Below are 22,191 nucleotides of genomic sequence, written 5' to 3' on the forward strand. Positions count from 1 at the left end.
TGTCAGCGGAGCCAGAAAAAGCCAGAAAAAGCCTAGCAGATGGAGTTATTAACCAATATCTATTATTACAAATAATTCATATTAAATATCATTTTCTTTAAAGTAAACAAAATGTTACAATTTATTAACTCGCTGAAAAATAAATGATTAATTAAAAAGGGCTTGTGAAAACACAAGCCCTTTTTAAACCTATACAATATTGGGAATTATTTTTCGTTGCTCATCGAAAAAGGTACGTCGGCGTCTTTTGTGCCACGTTCTTTATTGGGGGTAGCAATCATATCAAAATTCAATTCGGCGCCGTTTAACAGGCCTTTGTGGCTCACCCAGTTATTGGTGTAGGGCTTGCCATCAATAGTCAGGCTGTTTACATATTTGTTGGCGGCACTGTTGTTGGGCGCGGTAATGGTAACCGTTTTACCATTCTCTAAATTAATGGTTACCTTTTTAAATAAAGGCGCTCCTAACACGTACTGATCGCTGGCAGGCGTTACCGGGTAAAAGCCCATGGCCGAGAAGATGTACCAGGCCGATGTTTGCCCATTGTCTTCATCGCCGCAATAACCATCGGGGGTAGCTTTGTACAGTTTATTCATGGTTTCGCGGGCCCAGTACTGGGTTTTCCATGGCTGGCCGGCGTGGTTGTACAGGTAAATCATGTGCTGTATGGGCTGGTTGCCATGCGCGTACTGCCCCATGTTGGCTATCTGCATCTCGCGGATTTCGTGAATAACGCCGCCATAGTAGCTATCGTCAAATGTTGGCGGCATACTGAATACCGAATCCAGTTTGGCTGCAAATTGCTGTTTGCCGCCCATCAGGTTTATCAGGCCCTGTATGTCATGAAAAACACCCCAGCTGTAGTGCCAGCTATTGCCTTCGGTAAAGGCATCGCCCCATTTAAACGGATTAAATGGTGTTTCAAAAGTACCGTCCTGGTTTTTACCGCGCATCAGCTTGGTTTGCGGATCAAAAATGTTACGGTAATTCTGGCTGCGTTTTTTATAAATTTCAATCTCTGATTTGGGTTTGCCCAAAGCTTTCCCTAATTGATATATGGCAAAATCATCATAAGCATACTCTAAGGTACGTGCGGCATTCTCGTTAATTTTAACATTGTAGGGCACATAGCCAAGGGTGTTATAATATTGCACTCCCCTGCGGCCGGTTGCGTTTGGCCCTTCGTTGTTAGCACCGTGTTTAAGCGCCTGGTACAATGTTTCAATATCGTAACCACGCATACCCTTCAGGTAAGCTTCGGCAACTACCGAAGCCGAGTTATTGCCTATCATACAATCAGCATAACCAGGGCTCGACCATTCGGGCAACCAGCCGCCTTCTTTATAATCATTTATCAGGCCTTCCTGCATCTCTTTATTGATAGAGGGATAAACCAGGTTCAGGAACGGGTACAAGGCCCTGAATGTATCCCAAAAGCCTGTACCGGCAAATAAATAACCGGGCATCACCTTACCATTGAAAGGGCTGTAGTGAATTTTTTCGCCTTTGGCATCTATCTCATACATTTTATTAGGGAAGAAAAGCATCCTGTACAAGCTGCTGTAAAATGTCTTGGTTTGCTCTACAGTGCCGCCTTCTACGTTCAGCCTGCTCAAGGTTTTGTTCCAGGTGTCTTTGGCTTTCTGGCAGGTAACTTCAAATTTATCATCAGCCAGTTCGCGCTTTAAATTAAGCTCGGCCTGTTCAATACTTACAAATGACGAAGCTACTTTTAAATGCACCTGCTCGCCGTTGGTGGTTTTTAGGGTGATAACCGCACCCGCGTGATCGCCTGTGTATTCCAGCTGGCCGTCGTCTTTTTTCCAATCGTGCCATGCCGATGCCAGCGCGAAAGGTTTATCTACATAAATAACAAAGTAGTTTTTGAAGTTTGCCGGAACAGCGCCGCTGTTTTTGGTGCTGTATCCTACAATCTTTTGCTCACCCGGAATAATCTTTACGTATGATCCTTTGTCAAAAGCATCAATTACAATATGCGAGCTATCGCTTTTGGGGAAGGTAAAGCGGAAGCTTGCAGCACGCTCGGTTGGGGTAATTTCGGTGGTTACATCATAATCGGCCAGGTAAACGCTATAGTAGTAGGGTTTAACAATTTCGGCCTTGTGCGAAAACCAGCTTGCGCGTTCCTTTTCGTTCAGTTTTAATTTGCCGGTTTCCGGGAATATGGAAAACATACCATAATCGTTCATCCATGGTGATGGTTGATGGGTTTGCTTAAAGCCAAGAATTTTATCGGCATCATAGGTGTACTGCCACCCATCGCCCATTTTACCGGTTTGCGGTGTCCAGAAGTTCATGCCCCATGGCAGGGCGATGGCCGGGTATGTATTTCCGTTTGACAAGGATGGTTTGGATGCTGTACCCATCAGCGGGTTAATCAATTCAACAGGGTCTGTTACCCTGGCGCTTTGCTGGGCAATTGCAGCTGCCGGTAAACAGGCCAGTGCCAGTAAAAGTAGTTTTTTCATTAATCGGAGTTTGTTTTTTAAGGGTGATGACAGCAACGGTGGCTATTATAAAAGCTGCTGTTGATATCGTCGGATGTATTTGTTTTGTTATTTGTTCTAAAAGTCTTTCTAAAAATCATTAAATAAAAATGTCATTGCCTTATACCCACCATCACTTATTTGAATATATAAACATAAGATTGAACGCTGGCTACGACTCACCCGGCCGACGCTGCGCTGGGCCACCCTCTCTTCACCTGCGGCAGAAAGTGGATTTAGCATTACAGTATCCTTATAATCAATAAATTAAAAAATATAAATTTCTAAAACCCTCTTTGCGGCTTTAGCCGGAGAGAGGGTGGTCGGGCGTAGCCTCGACCGGGTGAGTCGTAGCCGCCATGCGACATACCACATCTCCCCGCCTCTGCGTTTCACCTGACCTTGTGCCACTCAATAATCGTCTATTGTTTTTAGACAGCTTCTAATAATTTCTTTCCCGGTGCGAATATGGCAATCTGCCATAAGTAAAAAAACTCCCGCGCATGAAAATTCACGCACGGAAGTATTAATCAACTTTCTCTCAAAAAGTATTTTTTCACCATTTCAACTCAACCTTTATACCATCGGGGCTATTGGCGAAGCCCAGGTATAAGGTTTTTGATGAGGTATCCCACGATGTTTTAACATCAGTAATATTTTGTCCTTTACTATCGGTTATAACAATTTGCTTTGGCTGGCCCGGCAATAAAACCCGCGCGCTGTTAAGCGTTTTTACAGGGCTTTTGGCTATAAAAGAATAGCTGCCGGCTGCAACTTTTTCGTCATAGATCCTTGAAGCCGAAGCTAATACCTGGGGTATGTTTTTATTGGCTACCCGTGTAATATTGTATAACAACGCCTGCTCGCCGGGATTGATTACCTTTTCGGCCAGGATGGGCAACTGCGGATCGAACAGATCAATTACCGGGCCTTTTACGGTATAAGGTTTGCTGTCGGCATTTTCATCCATTACGGCTACAATATCGTAAGGCCCACGGGCCAGGTACAGGCTATTTTTAAAGGTTAAAGCGCCGGCATGGGCATCTTTTTCATAGGCTTGTTTAACGGTGCCGATATAGTTACCATCGTTAGCTGCCTGCAGCACATATTCTTTAGGGTTTTGCCTCAATACATATACCGCGCCTTTACCAACTTTAAACTTTTGCCCGTCGGCAGTTGGGTTTACACCAAGTAGTTTAAATAAGTGCTGCGACGGCGCTGTAAAGTTATTGCCCTTAGTATCCCACCATTCCATTACAGATTGGTAAGGATCATCATCGCGCCCGCAATAAATGAGCACGCCGCCTTGCTTTACCCAGGCTGCTAATTGCTGATGAATTTGTGCCGATACGGGCTTCATATTAGCATAGCTCATCACCAGTACTTTGATATTTTTAAGCGATGCCGCGTAGCCCAGGTTTTCCATATGCACGGTTTGTACCGGCACGCCATGTTTTAGCAATGGCAACGTTTGGCCGTAAAAGTTTGAGAACTGCGGATCCTCGAACCCATTATGTGTAGGGAAGCGTTGAAACATCAGTGTATTACTCATCAGCACGCCAATGCCATTTACACCGGTTACCTTATTGGTTGATGGTGGCATGCTGTTGAGGGCGTTAACCATCACCTGCATTTGGGTTGAGTAGTATTGAGGGATCAGGATTTTTTCGTTACTATTGGCAACTTTGTAGGGATGCGTATAAATGCGCTCGGGCCAGGGCATCACCTCGTAATCAGATACGGTTGGGTACAACAACTTGGCCGTAAAGGTAGCCTGGTAATTTCGCTTATAATCGCCCCAGTCTTTCTGCCTGTCTTCAATTGGGTCGGTTAAAAAAAACATTTTGCGGCCCGTTGGCGCGGTCATAGATACCATCGACCCATATTCCAGGTAGGCGTTTTCAAATACGCGTTCTTTTTGCAGGCCGTTAAAATAAGTTGGCTCGCGCGAGGTGCCTGTCCACACCTGGGCTATGTAACCATCAATACCGGGCAACGAAGCCAAGCTGGCCTCGGGACTAACAATTTGCCACGACGAATAATTAACCAGCGAATGCGTGGCGATAAACACTTTTATATTTAAGCCCTTGCTTTTGCCATAGGCTTTGGCGTACGATGATACTTTTTCAATAGCATCATAATACAGGTGATACTTTAATTTGCTGGATAGGTAAGTATTCTCGGCCGATGCATCCTGTGGCTTCCAGGGGAAACCGTAATAGCTTTGCCATTGGGCTTTAAAACCCGCGCTATAGCCTGCACGTGCCCAAAATTCAGGTTCTTCTAAAAATATATTGGTGATGCCAACATCAATTACTCTTTTAATAACCGCTGTTTTCATGTACTCGATGAACGAGGCATCGGGCACTACATACGGCATATCCCTGCCATGAAAAATGGTATCGCCCTTTTGGGTAACCTGCCCAACACCCAGGTGGTTTTTACCGTCCCATTTACCCAGGAAGTAATCTTTGTAATCGCCCCAGGCTATGCCGGTCATGAAGTTGGTTTGGTAACCATGATCGCGCCAGGTTTGTACGCGCTGTTCAAAGGTCATGCCGGAGTGGTCGTTGGTACCGTAAACAATGGCAATGTCGCTGCGTACGTCAATCTCGGGCATCCAGGGGCTGGCGGTTTGGAAAGCAGTCTTCTCTTTTAACGGTGCCGGTGCCTGCTGCGCAAAAACAGCAGACGCCAGCATTGTTAAACAACAGGAAACAAAAATGTTTTTCATAGATAGGTGCAGGGCGGTAGATGCCGCTTAATACCATACAATAATAGGATAAGTGGTATTAAAACAAGGGTTAATAAATGGGTTAACCCGGTTTAAATTTCATTAACCCATTAAAATTAATCGTTTTATTAACCGGGAATGATGGAAAGTCTTGAGTCGAAAGTCTTAAGTTTTAAGTCAAAAAGGACAAGTCAGATTTACGAGTACTTCTGACTTAACACTAATCGTTCTATTAACATCCCCTATTTCCCGCAAATTTTATCAAATGGGATAGGGTAATCAATTCCCAGTGATCTTTTATATTCGGCTACAAAATCATCATAGGTGCGGCGGGCGTGTTCAATACCCCTGGTGCGCCTGATGGCTTTCAGTTTATATTTAATGCCGGCATCGCTAAACGGGTCGATATTTAAAATCAGCCGGCTTATCTCCAGCGCCTTTTTAAACTGTCCCTCATCATAGGTTTTTTTTATTACAGGCTGCAAAGCCGGCATTAAAGTCTCTTCATATTCCTCTTTAAAATCATCCAGCCAAACATCGGGCATAGCCGGCAGCAGGCCGCCGCGCGCAATCAAATCAAAATGAGGGACCTCCAATGCAGCTGGCCCCCGGCTACTTTTAAGGCTGGCCTGCACCTCAAAATAATCACAAAAAAAGTCGTCCGAAACAGTGAAGCTATAGGTGTCGTTGATATAGGCCAGCTCAATTCCGTCCAGGTCGGCAAGAATGCTTCTCAGGTGATTTAAGGTAACGCCCCGGATGTTTTTTGTTTTGGCTACATCTTTATCGGCCCAAAGGGTGGTGGAAATACGCCTGGAGGTTACACCATTTTTATCGCGGCTGTTCAGTAAAATCAGAATAAATAGTTGTTTAATTTTAGGGCTAAACAGGTAGGTAATATCCTTGCCGTTTTTATCATAAACCGTAAATGCGCCCAGCAAATAAACCGCATTAACCTTGTTGCCGATAATTTCCAAGGCGCTTTCATCCTGGGTTAAATCAGCAGTATCCTGCACCGGTTTGGCTTTTTTTCTTTTCAGGTAGATGAATGCAGCACCAGCTACAAGTAGTATCGCCGCCAGCCCTGCAACGTAGCTATACAAACTGGTTGTTGCGCTTTTAGCCTGTTTTGATTTTAAATAAGCGGCATAACTTACCGGGGGAAATGCCAGCGAGTAAATTTTGATACCCGATTTTACAGGCGAAGTAAACTCCTGCGTAGTACAATAAAATTCGTTAGCGTCGCTGTTAAAAAACAGGTTAACATCGGTTTCAATCCGTTCGGATGTTACCGCAATCTCGCCGCTTACAACCTCGTATGATCCATCTTGTATCGAATACTTATAAAGCTTCAGGCTGGTTTTAGGCCGCTCGTGCGGGTAACATAACACATAAAAATATTTTCCATCCTTTGATGGTACAAGGTTATTGGCCGGTACAAAAGCCTCTTCATCAGGCTTAATTTCCCATAGTTTTTTGATGGTGCGGTTGCTTAGGTTAACCCGGTACAAATCATAAAAGTGCATACCACCTACAACCTGGCTACCCGATTGATTACCGATGCCGCCAAATATATACACGTCGTTATTCGCGTCGGCAGTACTGCAGGCCGAAAAAAACCGCGGATCGATATGGTCGCCGGTAAAAACCACAGGCTGCCAAACCTGTTTCAGGGTATCAAACTTAAAAAAATCATTATAGTACCGGAACGAGCCGTAGCCGCCAAATAAATAAAGATCATGGTAATCTTTATCATAAAACACATTGTGGTGATGCCGTTGCGATGGCAGGGCAGCGTTCCCCTTAACCTCCCATTTTAAACCCGAAAGATCAAGCGATACCAGGCCGGAGGGGCGGCCGAGACCGTTATTGACCTCGTATACATACAGTTTATTTTGCCTGGGGCTAACAATACTTTTGCCCAATAACAAGGGCATAGGCAGGGGGTTTTGATAAGGGCTGGATGATTCCTCATCATTCCTTACATTATATTGCGTTACCGATTTGCTGCCAAACAGCACCATGCTTTGTTTTTGCTGATTAAAGTTTAGCCCCACAACCTCGTTAACGCTTTTTGACAACCGCGGCTTCCAGAAGTACGATTCATTAATAAGCCAAACCGGGTTTTCCACAAAACCAATCCCATCACCATTGCTGCTGTGCACGTTTTGGCCTTCCCATTCATCTAACGGGAACGAATAAGTTTGAGAAGCATCGCCAACTTCCAGGTTGCGAATGGCCATATTGGGCACATCGGAGTAACGCGGGTTTTTGCCAAAGGTAATTACCGGGCTGATGCTGCCGGTGAAACTAAAGCCCGAAGCGCCATACGGTTTACCGTTAACCCACACTGTTGCTTTATCCCCACGCAGGTCCAGCTTGATTTTGATGGCTGTCCATGTCCTTTTTGATAGCTGGGCAGCGCTCAGCGGAATGGTGATCTTATTGCTCTTACTGTCGATATTGAAATTTAAGTAAGGGGTGCCGTTCAAATAAATATAACTGAGGCTATAGGAATTGTTTTTACTATCGGCAAGGTTTAAAACATAGCCCAGGTGCGAATTATCCCATAAAGCCAGTTGAAAGGCGATGGTTAATTCATCATTAAATGTGGGCCTTTCCTGTTTAAAAACGGAATAGGACGTCCGTTTTTCCATTAAACTATCGTTCGAGTTGAATTGCAAACCCTGCGCCTGTAATTTTACGCACGAGCCAAGGACGGCAGCAAAAACCAAAATCCTATATACCCAGGGATGACGTAATAAAATCCGGCTCGCTTTTGTCATTGAATACACTTGTCTAAAATCCCCGGGACCAGGGGAATGGCCCGCTGTTGAACGCAAGTGCTAAAATATGTTTTTTTTAAGTATGGCAAACGGAGAATTTGTGATGCTGTGGAAATGGTTAGTTGAATGCTAAAGTATATCTAATTCGCCGCTGGCTTTTTGTGTTACTATTACCTCCATTTACTAACCCGCTCTGTACTATCATCAAACTGAGCCGATAAAGAATTCATCCGCGATGCTAACAGTAACTGATGCCCCTCCAGGCTACGTGTAAAGACAAGATCGCAATAGCCAACATTTTTTTGCCATTGTTCCATAAAATAATTGGCAGATGCTTTCGTTCTACCAATTAATTCGGGTACGGCGTGGTAATCTTTTTGCTTTACAAAAAATAAAAACATATTCCTTCTCACGATAACGTACCGAGGGTTATCTATAAGCCCGACTATTTCATGCAACATATTAATAAAAGCAGAGTGCTCATATGTTGTGCCGCCGTCCAAAAAGCAATAAACGTTGCCAAACCGGTCAACCGATGAATCTACCCTAAGTTTGGCGCGGTCTGTTTTAACAACCTCCATGTGTACCATAGCGCTTAATAATGCATTGGCTATTTGCTCAACATCCTTTGATATATCGCGGTATTTAATAAAAAGCCGCAAAGCTTTAAATGCCAGGCGGCCAAAAAAAAGAAAGCCGGTTATTGCAATGATAACAAGGTAGATAGAAATTCCCTCACGCGACGATAGTAACCTTCCAGCCCTGCCCAGGCTTTGCAATATGGCAGATAAATAATCGAGCATACCAAAACCAAGTGCGGCAAGCAGGTTGGCAATGGTTTTATTAAGGTACATGGTTTTAATCGCGCTGTATTCACGGTCGCTTTCAAAAGGGATCTTGATCTCTTCAATTAACGTGACGCCATTTTCCAGTGCTGCATGCCATTTAGCTTGAAGGGATTCCCTGTCGGCCGCGTAAGTAAATGCTCTTTTGTTCTGCTGTTCAACATCATCCGGCTGTTTTATACCAGGCGGGATATTTAACCGGCCTACACCGTTTTCGATACCGCCGCCATCTTTAAAAGAGATGCCAACAAAGCTTTTAAACCTGCGCTTAAGCATATCAAAATCTTCGCCGGCGGTAGCGGTGGTTGGATCGATACAGCATAAGTGCCAGATGTTGCCCGTTTTGCCCAGGTTACCTTTTTGCGTACGAATGGCACGGCCACGCATTTGGTTAGACAGCACAAACGAGCCAACAAAACTGGCCAGCACCAGCGAGTTAATTGCCGGTGCATCCCATCCTTCGCCCAAAAGCGATTTTGTACCGATCAGCACCTCTATTTCGCCCGATTGAAAAATCTGAGTAATAAGATTAACAATATCGTTTTTTAACTGCTCGCTCTGTTCAACTAAAACATAATCACTTGCAAATGGCACCCTTTCGCAATTAATTTCGCCTAATCCATAATGCCTCACTTTTTCCCGGAACACCTGGTAGGCCGAATACGGGACGATAACCAGCGAGCCCGTTAACACGCCAATTTTGATACCGGCAGCATTTTGGCGCCTTAGTTTTTCAAAAATGGTCATCACGCCAATTTTGTTCAGCTCAAGTTCGTTAATATCAGCATTGATGTAGAAATCTTTGCGGATATAATCTGTCAATACTACCATCCGCAGGTTGTGGCCCAGTTGCTGGTATTCAAAATTGACAATATGTTGTATGCTATCTAATTTGCTGATACTGGACGTTAAAGCCCCGGTCACTTTTTTGTTTTGCGAAAAGCTGATCTGCCGTTTTTCTATTGCCCCATACCGGTGCAATTTACCCTCAATAATTTTTTGATGGGCGGCAAAAATTTTAAAAATTTCCTTATCCCGGTACAGGTAAAAATCCAGCAAAACCTCCATCCAACTGTTATCAAAAACCGGGATTTTCAGTTTTTTGTTATCTATAATGTCAAGATGATCTTTTGATATGACCCTTCCGTTGGCATTTAAAAAAATGAGCGAAGCGGAATAGTAAGACAGATTGGTGTAAATCCAATCTAAACTCCCCTGCGGGTTTTGCCAGGCCGGATGATTTTCAATGGCATTGATTAAGGTTTCGTCGACTTTAATCTCTGCAAAAAGCTCTTCAATGCCCTGCCTGAACGCGGCTATCCCTTTAATTTCATCATCGGCGGGTAATGATAGGTACACATAGTCCTGGTGCGGGCACAAATCGCCTTCAATAATTAACTCCGGCACCGAAATTTCAATATTGATCGGCCCGTTTAATTCCAGGTAACGCTGCCATTCTGTTGCCGATACATCATAGGGCGGCGTAGCGGTTAATCCTATAATCATGGGATCTATCGCTTTTTTAACCTTATCAAGCGTATGCCACCATTCATTTTTTAAATGGTGCGCTTCGTCAACCACAATGGTTTTTACCTGTTGCTCCTTTAAACCGTTTACAATATTGTCGAGGTTATGGTTGGCCGATGTTACGGGTTCGTGTTCGTCAACTTCTTCTTCGCTCTCGCTTTCCGGTTCGGCAGTTTTCAGATCGTTGCAGGCCGCATGCAGCCCCTGGTAGGTTATCACGGTAAGGAAACCCGGCTTCCGGATATCGTGCGAAACCCAGCCAGGCGTTTGCTCCTGTTGTAAAAACATTTCGCAAAACCGCTGTATCCATTGGTTCCTGATGGCGATGGTTGGTGTTAAAATCAGCGTAGGCTGGTTAATCCTGATGGCAACTTCCAGCCCTAAAACTGTTTTGCCCGAACCCGGTGGTGCTATAACGTGTAAATGACCGTCTTTTAAATACTCGTCCAGTCCATCAAGCACGCGTTGCTGATATGCCCTCCAACCGTATGAAAATTTGATATCAGCAGGAAACTCTTTCAATTATTACAGATACTTAATTTGCTAATTTATAATTTAAAAATTGAGCGGCAATTTTACAGATGATTTCTGATTTAAAATTCGGGCAAACAGCCTTTACTTTGCAGGCTGCTGCAACGGCACAAGTTTATTATAGGCATCTATAAGAATTGCCTCTTTATCCTTTACAGCCCAATATTCCATAACCAGGATTAACCCATTGTCGGTGCGCTCCAATGCTACGTTGACAAAACCATGCCGGGTGTCGCATGAAAACTCAAGTTTGGCTCCATTCAGAACTTCGCTTTCGGCGCTAAAACGCTCGTCATCGGTAGTCGCTACCGGGTGCAGCTCATCAAAACCACCTGCGCCGGCTACGATGTACGGCACGGTAATGCCATTACGATAACGCTTGCTGATACGCTGGTAATTATGTACGTGCCCGCTAAAAACCATATCGGGCCAAACGTTGGTTTCGGTAAATGCGCCCTCCAGGAATTCGATCATGGGTAAGCTGGAGCCATGATTAACATCTGCAGAGTATGGTGCATGATGGATACAAACCAGCAATGCCTTTTCCGGGTGGTTTTGTACAGATGACTTTAATTCCTGCAGGAACCACTCCCGCTGCTCTGGCGTAATTACGCCATATTTGGGCACATTACTGTGCAAGCCAATGATGGTGGCAAGCGGTGTATCCAACGTCCAGTAAATATTGGGCTGCACCATGCTTTTGCGCGGGCTGTCGCCGGCAAATGGTATTGCCCGTTGTTGGGTATCGCAAAAAACAGCAGCAAAGGCATTCAAACTTTGGTATGGCTTATCGGCATTGGGGTTTATGTCGCTGTCGTGATTGCCGGCTATGGCAAATACAGGGCCGGGGTAATTGTTATAGGGATCAAAAAACTGGCTTTTGTAATATTTTTCTTCGCCATGGCTATACACTACATCGCCCAGGTGATACAGGAACGAAGGTTTGTTTGCCGCCGCCGAAGTTTGATACTGGGCGGCCATGGCATCGGGCACCCTTTTCTGAAAATCCGGATCGCGAAAGCCACCGGTATCGCCCACTACATGAAATAACATGCGGTTATCGTTTATACCGGGCAATATGTCGTTAACATTTAAATGGTAGGGGTACTTTCCCGACGGCGGGGGAGGCGGCAAAAACTTATAGGTATCGTCGGGCTGATCTTTTTTAAAAACGGGGGTGGTATATTTAGGGGATATTATCATTTAGTGTTAATCATCGAAAGACCAAACATACCAAACAAATATAAATTGAGGGTGAACAAAAGTTTAAGTAGCAGGGAAATCGCGTTTAAGATTTTATGATTAATTACGTTGAGCTATTGCTGTTAGAGCAATTGTTTATATAATCGCGTTTACAGGTTTTTCGCGCCAAGACGCTAAGAGAAAATAAGCAAATCGCTTTGTATCTTAGCGTCTTTGCGCGAAATAAATCTTATCAATTTCAAAAGCGATTTCCCTGATTTAAGCAGCGGGTATTAACGGTTTATAGAACTATGTTATTCATGCAGTACCAGGATAGCTTTCACTGATTTGTTCATTACCTGGTTTACCGTACTTCGGGTAAATAGCCGGTAAACGATGTTATGATGATGTTTAACCAGGCAAAGGATGTCGGTTTTGTGCGTTTGTACAAAATCAACAATGCCGTTTATGGCGCTGCTGTTGTTAATATAGTTAAAATCAAGTTCGGCATTTTTTATTAGGCTGCTTAATTTGGCCTCCCCCGTTTTGATATGTTTATCGTCGGGCTTATCGGCTACATACAACACCTGCATTTTAGCGGATGCAAATGCCTGCACCATTTCGTTCAAAGCGTTTACATCTTCGGCAGACAGGCGGGTTTCAAAATCTGTGGCCAGCGTAATTACGGGCACCCTGGAGAACTTGCTTTCCAGTGGGATGATTAAGGTGGGCGTTTTCAACTTGCTTACTATCATGCTTGCATTACTACCCACAATACCCGCAATACCTGTTGAGCCTGTTATCCCCATTACCAAAAGTTCTACCGGGTTTTCATCAACATAACGGGCTATTACATTTTTCAAAAAACCCACATCGCAAAGTGTACCAACCTTAACCGAAGCATAAGCTTCCTGCCGGGTAAATTCGGCCGCCCACTCCTTCAAGGCCTCCCTTTTGTTGTTATAGTAATCTTCAATAAAAATAGCGTTGTAAGTGCTGTTGTTAATGCCTTCGGTAGGGTGTATGGCATGTATTACGCAAATATCACGGTTTAATACCGCGGCCAGCTCCATAGCGTAAGCCATTGCATTGGCTGCGCTTTTTGAAAAATCGGAAGCAACAAGAATCTGTTTCATTTTTGGCCTTTTAAATAAACAAATGGAAAAACATGAATAATAAAGATGCTAAAATTATTGCTACCGGTAAAGTAAGCACCCAGGCCATCGCAATATTTTTTATGGTTTTATTATTAAGATTGCCCTTACCGCCCGAAGCAACCATAGCGCCGGCAATGCCGCTTGAAAGCACGTGTGTAGTACTTACCGGCAAACCAAATGCCGTACTTAGGCCAATGGTTGATGCGGCAACAATTTCGGATGTGGCACCCTGCGCATAGCTTAAATGTTCGTTACCAATTTTTTCGCCAATGGTAACTACAATCCTTTTCCAGCCAATCATGGTGCCCAGCCCAAGCGATACAGAAATTATAGCAATTACCCATACCGGCGCAAAATCTGTTACATGCTCCAGCTCGTCTGAGGCAGATGTAAGCGAGGCCCGATCATTTGCCGGTAATTTTATCGCGTTATCTTTAAGCACCGTTCTGATTGCTTTTACAGCCGCTTCTACCTGTTTACGGTAACGGTAAGTTTTGGCAACATCGGTTTCATTTTTTTCGGCCAGCGAGGCTTTTGCCCGGTCTATTAAATCTGCCAGGTTTATAAATTCACTGTTCCAGGCGTTGCTTCCGTCGATGTTTTTAGTTATCACGAGGCCGGCCTGGTTAAAAGCCGCCAAAACTTTATCGTTACTTATATGGTGATTTACTGCAAAGCGGGCTGGTAAAAAAGCAATCAGGATCAGCATAAATAAGCCTACACCCTTTTGCCCATCATTACTACCATGAAAAAAGCTAACCAGGGTACAGGTGGTGATGAGTAAAAGCCTGATTAAAATTGGCGGACGGTCATCTTCGCCGGTTGGGATATGAAACAAGGCATGTGATTTGGTTACATGCTTTAAAAACAACATGAGCAGGGCTGCGGCACCAAAACCAATAATGGGCGATAGAACAAGCGACAGGCCTATCTCTTCGGCTTTACCCCAATTTACCCCGGGGCCATGGTAGTACCAGGTAAAGGCCAGGCCGGCGCCAATCATGGCGCCAATCATGGTATGTGAGCTGGAACAGGGAATGCCCAGATACCAGGTGCCCAGGTTCCAGATAATGGACGCGAGCAACACCGATAATACCAGGCAGGCACCTACGCTCACAGGCAAAGTCATCAAGGCATCAAGCGGCACCAGCTTTAAAATACCCATGGCTACCGTTACACCACCCAGAAACACGCCTAAAAAATTCCATAAGCCCGACCAGGGAATAGCATACACTGGTTTCAACGCCTGGGTGTATATTACGGTAGCTACCGCATTGGCTGTATCATGAAAGCCATTCACAAACTCGAACCCGATAACAGCCAGGATGCAAACGATAAAGACAACCAGTAAATAACCGCTTAAATTAACCTGGCCAATAAAAGGAAGTGTGGCTGCGAGTATTGAAATATGCATATCAAATTATGTTTGTACCCCGGCAGGCTTATTTTAGCCTTTTTAACCTGCTCTCAAATAACCGCTTCAAACATTGCTTTAATACCAATTTCAGGTTAATTGTTTGTTATTTAATTGTTTACCCTTTTTATTAAGGGCCTGTTTAAATTTGTTCAATAACAATTTTATTGCCAATAGTTTGACCATATTTTTAGATGGTTCAGGGTGGAGTTCATAATTTCCGCATAATATTATGTCAAACCAGGCAAATGTTTTTTCAGCAACTTATCTTTTATGGACTGGCTTAAAACTGGCATTCCTGCCATCAGAGCGCACAACAACCCGTATAAAGTGAATGTGATAGCCGAAATTTTTAGTTACCTGTTCGGCCATTTCCACGCTGTATCCGCTGTCAGCTAAAAAATCTATTGATTGTATTTGTTTTAATGAAAATGAATATTAACTTTGAAAAACAAAGTGCTTTTAAACGGCATAAATTCATAATTGAATATCATAGTGCGCAGTGGCTTGATGTTGTTTTAGGTATGAATGGCGCTTAGTAGAATTAAACGGCTTTAAAAATTCAGAATTGAAGATTTTAACCAAAACGTTTTAAAATACAAACTCATGAAAGACGAAATACTCGGCCATTTAAACGATCCCGGTCAACTCGAAAAACTTTACCGGGCCAACAAGACGACTTTTAAACGAGCGTTCAGTACCCTATACCCCGAGCTTAAAGGCAATACACTTGCTGATTGCTGGAATGAAAGGCTGAATTACGAAAGTGACGAGATTAACTGGGGCACAGGCAGGGAATTGTTATTTGTGATAGTTGCTTCGCTGACAGCAGGCTTTATAGCAAAGTTGCCTGCAGTTTTCCATATCGACGAAGAGTTTTTTTATCCCAGGAACATCGGGTTTATCGTTTTCCCCCTGTTAACGGTTTACTTTGCCTGGAAGAACAAATTATCAGCCGCTAAAATTGCTTTTATTGTTGGTGCCACACTTGCGGGTGCACTTTTTATCAATTTGTTTCCCATTGCCAAGAAAAGCGACACCCTGATTTTATCGTACATCCACTTACTCTTATTTCTATGGTCGGTATTAGGTTTTGCTTTTGTTGGTGAGATGAGAAATGACGGGGAGAAACGGCTGCGCTTTTTAAAATATAACGGCGACCTGGTAGTAATGACGACCCTTATATTGATAGCAGGCGCAATAATGACAGGTATAACCCTCGGACTTTTTTCGCTTATCGGTTTTGATATTAAAGAGTTCTATTTTAAAAATGTTGTAATTGTGGGGCTTGCGGCTGCGCCGATTGTGGGTACCTGTCTTACCGAAGTTAATCCGCAATTAGTGGGTAAGGTTTCCCCTGTAATTGCCAAAATATTTAGCCCGCTCGTAATAGTTATGCTGGTGATCTATCTTATAGCAATAGTTTATTCCGGTAAAAACCCCTATAACAACAGGGAGTTCCTACTGGTTTTTAACGCCCTGTTAATCGGTGTTATGGCCCTTATTTTCTTTTCGGTTGCCGAGGCATCTAAGGCAACTAAAAGTTATACAGAAACCTGGATTCTTTTTCTGCTGTCGGTTTTAACCATAGTAGTTAATGGCGTTGCACTTTCTGCTATCTTGTTCCGGATTTCGGAATGGGGCTTAACGCCAAACAGGGCTGCGATTTTGGGTGGCAACGTTTTAATTTTAATCAATCTGCTCCTGGTAACTACGCAACTTTTCAGGGTGCTTTCAAAAAAAGCCGACATAACCGGCGTAGGCAAAACTATTGCCTTTTACCTCCCTATTTACTTTATATGGACAATCATAGTAACCTTTATATTCCCGCTGATATTTGGATTTAAATAAAGAGACCAATCAGCAATGCGGATGAACAAACCAATAGCGCTTGTATATCAGGTTTACAGCACCTACAGTTTTATCAGCTTACCATTATACACCACATGCCCCGCTAAAGAAATTACATAAACATAAATGCCGGGATTAAGGTTCACCGGCACGGTATTTTGCAGGTTATTAAGCGTTTGGGTTATGCTGAGCTTACCGCTGGCGTCATACAATTTAAAATCGTAATTATTGATATCGCCGCTTAAAACGGTAAATTGTTTATCAACAGGATTTGGGTACACGGCAAACTGCTTGTTTTGCAACACAGCGGCTTTTACGGTATCGGTATAAATAACCTGGTTATCGGCAGTGGTTAGTTTGGCCCGGTAATATTGTACCTGTTTGGGGGCGGTATCTGTAAACTGGTAACTAAGCTGCTTTGCTATTACCGCCGATGTGCCAATTGATGTAAAGGAAGCCGGGCCAGTCATTTTTTCCCAGGTAATGGATTTTAGGTTCACAGTACTGCCCAGGTAAAGATTTAATAAAACTTTATTGCCTGTTACATTCGCCAGTAATGTTTTCACATAACAGCCCACGCCCTGCGTGGTAACATCAATGGTATAGCTTTTTAAGCCTTCAAAACCATTACCAGTAGCGCTTACCGCAAAATATTTGGAGGTTTGCTGCCCTGCTGGGATGATAACCGATGTATCTGTTACCGCACTTAGTTTTTGCAAAACATCATCTTTTATAGTGTAAACAACATAGCCTGTACTGCCTTGTTGTGGCGACCAATGCAACAACGTACCCTGTGTACAGTTATAACCAACGCGCAACCCTACCGGGGCAGAGATGTTAAATTCGGCACTTAAAAACGAGTTATTGCCAATATCCATTTTCAACATGGCCGTACTGAATGCATCCGGGGCCTGCCAGTTATAATAATTATTTTTCAGCGTTACATTATTAATGGCTTTCCATGTAACTCCATGATCATAGCTGATGCTTAGCTTGCCTGTTGCCGTATCAAAGGAACTTTGCCAGCGCAGGTAATTATCGTCGGCGGCAAAAAGCTGACTTGCAGCAACAGGGTAAACCCATTCGAACTTATTTGCCTGGATAACTTGATAAGCCACATAAAACTTTTGCGGCCCCAGTGGCACTTTCCTGCCTTTTATGTGTATGGTGTAAATCCCGGCGGCCGGGTTTGCAATAGCTACCTGCTCGGTATTATTTATGGTATCCATCAGCCTTTGGGCCGGTTTGCGCAACGAGTCAAGCGATGGGTAGCTGCTTAGCGTCCAGGGTAAAATGGTTTTTCCATCGGGGCCGGAAACTGACAGGTCAAGGTCATTAACCAACGCAGTGGGTGCATTTAGCGCCGCCGCAGGATCTGTCCAGGCTATTGATACCTTCAACTCTTTTGAGCCGGCAGGTACCTCTACCGTAAAATCGCTTTGCCCGCCATTGCCTACCGCTCCGTTATTAACCCTGTTTTCCTGTAAGGTGCGCATCGCTTCCAGGCCATTTAACCTGCCATAGCCGGTTTTAAAATCGACGTAGGGGTTGCCTATATCATCGGCCGAGTTGATAAGCAATACTTTAATTAAAGCAGCGGGAGGTAAATTTCCATGCGCTTGTTTATACGCCTGCTGCAATAAAGCAATAGCGCCCGAAGCCAGGGCGGCGGCACCCGATGTTCCATCCTCGCCATCGGCTACCAGCTCGGGCTTTATGCGTCCATCATAGGCCGGACCGCCAGAGCTTAAATCTTCGGGGAGGTTTGTACGGCCTGTACCGCCTATTACCAGCACGTTTTTTGCCTGCTTAAAATCGCCCGACAAATTGGCTACACCCATTAAACCGTTGTAAACCCCGGTTGCCGGCGCCGTAAGCCCAACATTGCCCGACGAAAACACATGTACAATGCTGTCATTTGCGGCTACCTGCTCATCATAGGCCACGGTTTCGGCGCCGTAGTAGTTTTCGATACCTGTACCGTAGGAATGGTTTTGCAGGCCGATATCAAACGTTTTAAAAACAACGGTGCTATCTGGAAACAGATTGATAAAATCGGCAGATGTAAAGCGCACCTTAGGTGCGGCGCCAAGCCCTTTTATGAACGAATTTGCATTGCCGCCAATCAGCGTGGCCATGGTAGTAGCATGCCCGGACGTTGTAGCTGATGCCGGAAATGATTCAAATGTACGGCCAAGCAGATCCAAATCGTTATCGTACCTGCTCTCCTTAATACTTACATTGATGCCCTGTCCGTTAATCCCGGGGTAAATGCTACGTATCCCGCTAATGGTATTTGCCCCCAGATCGATATCGCTGATTGCCAGTTCGGCGTGTGCCTTGCGGGTATTATCCGCAAAAACAACGTAGTGCTGCTGTAATAATTCATTTAGCCTGTTAACACGGATATTGGCTGTTACCCTGTTACCGTTTGCGACGGTTATTTCGGCATATTTTTTTACTTCACTTTGTGCGGTGGCATTGTTCAGGGTAATATCAACGGCAATTATTTTACTGCTATTAGCATGCTTTTGAGTGGCCAGGGCAAGGTTATCTGACGCTTTCCACAAGGAATTTGCAGGGGCTATTATTTCAAAATCCGCACCTTGCGGGATGGGTTTGTTTGAAGCTATAATGTAATAATTGTATGAAAGCCTTTTTATAACATGCGCGTTTGCGGAGGGCGCAAATGGCCGTTTATTGGCCTTAACAACATAATAATTAACAGAATCGGCTAATGCGGGTTTATTTGCTGCCGAATAAAGGTTTTTGATCATTTTGTCGCCCGCTGTTTGCTGCGACCAGGAGTACTTAAAACAAAGCAAAAAAACAAAAGGCAGTAATTTTTTAACCATGCTTTAAGTTTAATAAAAATAAGGGAGAGCACCGCCCTCCCTTATAATAGTAAATAATATAATACCCGATAGTGTTACAAATGTTTAGTATAAATAATTTAAAGCTATTACATCATTCGGATTAAAAGTACGATCGGTACCAGATGAGCAAGCCAGCATCCATGATCCGGCATCGGCTTTTGTTGGTGTACCGGGAATATTAATTGCTCCAATACCTGCGCTGCCTTCATTAACGTGCCTGCCGCCGCAGCTAAATGCACGGTTCATATAATCGGTATGGCGGAAACCGATGCAATGGCCTATCTCATGCTGCAAAACCGATGTTAAATAATTTACATCAGGGTTGGTGCCGTAAGCTTGCTCGTTGGTATTCATTTGAATTTGGTTATACGGATCGCCAGCCGATGTTGGGAAGCCCGATGAGCCCAGGGTAATGTATCCACCGCTTGGCCCTTCGTTAAAGCCAATTACCTGGATATTACCGCCGCTGCTTACTATTTGGAATTGGATAGTAAGGCCTAACGCATTATAACGTGCAACCGCGTTGCTTGTTGCTGTAGCATAAACAGTTGGCAGGTTTGATACCGAAACGGTAATTGTGCGGGGCAGGTTTTTAACCAGGTTGGTAGTCCGGTACTGCTCGTTTTCGGCAATTCTTAAATTGGGGCTTGTGCTTGCCTCTGATAAATTAGCTGCAGTTAAAAGGATGTCGCCTTCTACCAGGTAATTATCTCCCTGTTTTCTCACTTCGTCGGTGCTGAAGCCCAGGTCACTTATCTTTTTTAATACATCCGCCGAAACAGCTGTTGTTTGCTTTGCCGGCTGGCTGTTATTTTTAGTACAAGAAAATAGAACAGACGCGGCAACGGCGGCGCCAAAGCCAATTGTTAGTAATACTTTGTTTTTCATGTGTGTTTTTCGTGTTAAGTTTGTTTGTAAGGTTTTTCTAAAAACTACAATTGGCTGGCCAGCATTTCAAATAATATAATTTATCGGGTAATTATATTATTCGTTTAATTGTATACAATTACAATCTTAATTTTTAGTTAAGCGTAAATTAATTTATATTTTTCTAAAAAGCAAAAATTGGCAATTATTTTTCCAGGAGTTAAATAGATAACTCAATAGTTACCTGCGGTTCTTATTATGCTCCCGGTAATAAAATACAGCTTCCCGAATACCTTATTAAATAGCAAGAGGCCTGTCTTTTCGGGACGGCCTCTTGTTAACTTTGCTGCTTCGTTGTTTTACCGAAGCTTTGACCAATCACAAGGTTTTGGCCTCATCCTGGCTAACTACTTATTTTTTGGGTTATATTTTTAATCACGTCGTCCAATTCATTTGCCGACGAGGCCAGGTACTCCAATACCTTTTCTCTTTCCGGATCATCTGAGGCAAGGTTTTTAATAATTGGAATTAAGCCCATTATCCGCACAAGCGGCGCCCTTATAATGTGCGATTGAATCCATGATATTTCTTTTAGCTTTTTGTTTTGCTTTTCAATTTCAATGATATGTTTCAATTGGTCGGTAATATCATGCGCAATAATCAGCTTGGCTTTTTTACCCCTATAATCCATATTATTGCTTTGAATATCAACCTGAATAAGCTCGCCATCCTTTTTTTTATGGGTAAAGGTTCCCCTTTTTGTTAACCCATCGGTGTTATTAATCTCTTTTATGAGTTCCTCAACTTTTCCAATATCCTCCGGCGGCCTGATATCCTTTATCGTCATCGACAAAAATTCATCGCGGCTGTAGCCATATTTTTTTATTGCAGCGGCATTTACATCTAAAAAGCATAGTGTTTCCGTATCAACAACCCATTTGGGTAAGGGGCTTAAATCAAATAAATCGCTATACCTTTTTTCAGATTCAAGTAATAACAGGTTTGCTATTTTGCGTTCGGTAATGTCTTTAAAAAAAACCGAAAGGCCGTTATCTGTCGGGTAGGCGCTAATGTCGTACCATTTTTCTAATGGCGTAAAATAATCTTCAAAGTGTACGTACTGTTTCAGGGCCATTGCCTCATGATACATTTTATATGATTCGGAATTTACTGACCCCGCAAATACGTCCCATAAATTTTTCCCTAAAATAATATCCCTCGGCGTTTTCAGTACTTTTTCGGCCGTATTGTTCCAGTAGGTGACAGTCCAATCACCGTTCACGGCAAAAAATGCATCCCCTATGCTTTCCAAAATCCTGTTCTTTTCTTCAGACAACTGCCTTCGCTCAAGTGCAAACTGCACCTCCTTTTGCATTTCGGTCATTTTTATGCTCTGGGCCACCTGCAATTCACTATATTTTTTTAGCTGAAATGCCCATAATGCGCAAATAAATGAGATAACGGCTGTCAGAAATATGTGTATTCCAAATGTGCGCAGGTCAAAATAGCTCAGCTGGGTAAAGTAGATGCCCAACACGGTAGCGTCCTGAAGGTAACTAAATAGTGCATGATGTATAACAACAAATAGCAGTATTGGGATTTGCAGTTTCCAATTTTGATAGGTAATCATTGCTGTGCAGCCAATGAAAGCAAAAAAGTGCATTTCAAACATGCCATGCATCTGGTAAATGAATTGTGCCATAAATAGTCCAAACACAACGCTTAAAACATATTGGTATAATATCGAACCTGGCAAAAGTAATTTTGCAGAATAATAAGCGGTTAAGCAAATTCCCCCTACCCCAAGCGCAATAAACCAGGTACTATAAAACGTTGCCAAAAAAAGGCCCACCAGGAAATAAGCAACCAAAAAATAATTCATTATTTTATCTGACCGCTCTTTTACACCAAAAA

Annotated in this window: 11 protein-coding genes; 1 reads left to right on the forward strand and 10 read right to left on the reverse strand. The window is 43.5% G+C overall.

What is annotated here, in order from left to right; translation table 11 throughout:
• Positions 1-206: 206 nt before the first annotated feature.
• From PQ469_RS26660 to PQ469_RS26690, 7 genes are all read right to left on the reverse strand, one after another.
• Positions 207-2,489, reverse strand: a complete 2,283-nt coding sequence (locus PQ469_RS26660; protein WP_274210396.1) for a GH92 family glycosyl hydrolase — start codon at positions 2,487-2,489, stop codon at positions 207-209.
• A gap of 574 nt (positions 2,490-3,063) precedes the next feature.
• Positions 3,064-5,241, reverse strand: a complete 2,178-nt coding sequence (locus PQ469_RS26665; RefSeq protein WP_274210397.1) for a hypothetical protein — start codon at positions 5,239-5,241, stop codon at positions 3,064-3,066.
• Between the two features lie 242 nt (positions 5,242-5,483).
• Positions 5,484-7,898, reverse strand: coding sequence for a Kelch repeat-containing protein (locus tag PQ469_RS26670; protein WP_274210398.1), 2,415 nt, complete (start codon positions 7,896-7,898; stop codon positions 5,484-5,486).
• Between the two features lie 299 nt (positions 7,899-8,197).
• Positions 8,198-10,921 (reverse strand): DEAD/DEAH box helicase family protein, encoded by a 2,724-nt coding sequence (locus PQ469_RS26675; RefSeq protein ID WP_274210399.1) that lies wholly within the window; start codon positions 10,919-10,921, stop codon positions 8,198-8,200.
• 93 nt (positions 10,922-11,014) lie between these two features.
• Entirely contained in the window at positions 11,015-12,133 is a 1,119-nt protein-coding gene (locus PQ469_RS26680) for a metallophosphoesterase family protein (protein WP_274210400.1), read from the reverse strand.
• Between the two features lie 293 nt (positions 12,134-12,426).
• Positions 12,427-13,248: a universal stress protein gene (locus PQ469_RS26685; protein WP_274210401.1), complete on the reverse strand. Its 822-nt coding sequence runs from the start codon at positions 13,246-13,248 to the stop codon at positions 12,427-12,429.
• Positions 13,249-13,258: 10 nt separating this feature from the next.
• Complete coding sequence (locus tag PQ469_RS26690) at positions 13,259-14,683, reverse strand: inorganic phosphate transporter (RefSeq protein ID WP_274210402.1); 1,425 nt, start codon at positions 14,681-14,683, stop codon at positions 13,259-13,261.
• Positions 14,684-15,289: 606 nt separating this feature from the next.
• Here PQ469_RS26690 and PQ469_RS26695 point away from each other — a divergent pair.
• Positions 15,290-16,534 (forward strand): hypothetical protein, encoded by a 1,245-nt coding sequence (locus PQ469_RS26695; RefSeq protein WP_274210403.1) that lies wholly within the window; start codon positions 15,290-15,292, stop codon positions 16,532-16,534.
• 62 nt (positions 16,535-16,596) lie between these two features.
• Here the strand turns inward: PQ469_RS26695 and PQ469_RS26700 are convergent, their stop codons facing one another.
• From PQ469_RS26700 to PQ469_RS26710, 3 genes are all read right to left on the reverse strand, one after another.
• Positions 16,597-19,389 (reverse strand): S8 family serine peptidase, encoded by a 2,793-nt coding sequence (locus PQ469_RS26700; protein WP_274210404.1) that lies wholly within the window; start codon positions 19,387-19,389, stop codon positions 16,597-16,599.
• A gap of 84 nt (positions 19,390-19,473) precedes the next feature.
• Positions 19,474-20,298, reverse strand: a complete 825-nt coding sequence (locus tag PQ469_RS26705; RefSeq protein WP_090640354.1) for a M57 family metalloprotease — start codon at positions 20,296-20,298, stop codon at positions 19,474-19,476.
• Positions 20,299-20,680: 382 nt separating this feature from the next.
• Positions 20,681-22,159: a PAS domain S-box protein gene (locus tag PQ469_RS26710; RefSeq protein WP_274210405.1), complete on the reverse strand. Its 1,479-nt coding sequence runs from the start codon at positions 22,157-22,159 to the stop codon at positions 20,681-20,683.
• Positions 22,160-22,191 lie beyond the last annotated feature (32 nt).

Source organism: Mucilaginibacter sp. KACC 22773 (assembly GCF_028736215.1).
Taxonomy (GTDB): domain Bacteria; phylum Bacteroidota; class Bacteroidia; order Sphingobacteriales; family Sphingobacteriaceae; genus Mucilaginibacter.

Excerpts from the sequence above, each read along its gene's own strand:
- PQ469_RS26705 (WP_090640354.1), bottom strand. The coding sequence starts at position 20,298 with ATGAAAAACAAAGTATTACTAACAATTGGCTTTGGCGCCGCCGTTGCC.
- PQ469_RS26700 (WP_274210404.1), bottom strand. The coding sequence starts at position 19,389 with ATGGTTAAAAAATTACTGCCTTTTGTTTTTTTGCTTTGTTTTAAGTAC.
- PQ469_RS26710 (WP_274210405.1), bottom strand. The coding sequence starts at position 22,159 with ATGAATTATTTTTTGGTTGCTTATTTCCTGGTGGGCCTTTTTTTGGCA.
- PQ469_RS26665 (WP_274210397.1), bottom strand. The coding sequence starts at position 5,241 with ATGAAAAACATTTTTGTTTCCTGTTGTTTAACAATGCTGGCGTCTGCT.
- PQ469_RS26670 (WP_274210398.1), bottom strand. The coding sequence starts at position 7,898 with ATGGAAAAACGGACGTCCTATTCCGTTTTTAAACAGGAAAGGCCCACA.
- PQ469_RS26695 (WP_274210403.1), top strand. The coding sequence starts at position 15,290 with ATGAAAGACGAAATACTCGGCCATTTAAACGATCCCGGTCAACTCGAA.
- PQ469_RS26660 (WP_274210396.1), bottom strand. The coding sequence starts at position 2,489 with ATGAAAAAACTACTTTTACTGGCACTGGCCTGTTTACCGGCAGCTGCA.
- PQ469_RS26690 (WP_274210402.1), bottom strand. The coding sequence starts at position 14,683 with ATGCATATTTCAATACTCGCAGCCACACTTCCTTTTATTGGCCAGGTT.
- PQ469_RS26680 (WP_274210400.1), bottom strand. The coding sequence starts at position 12,133 with ATGATAATATCCCCTAAATATACCACCCCCGTTTTTAAAAAAGATCAG.
- PQ469_RS26685 (WP_274210401.1), bottom strand. The coding sequence starts at position 13,248 with ATGAAACAGATTCTTGTTGCTTCCGATTTTTCAAAAAGCGCAGCCAAT.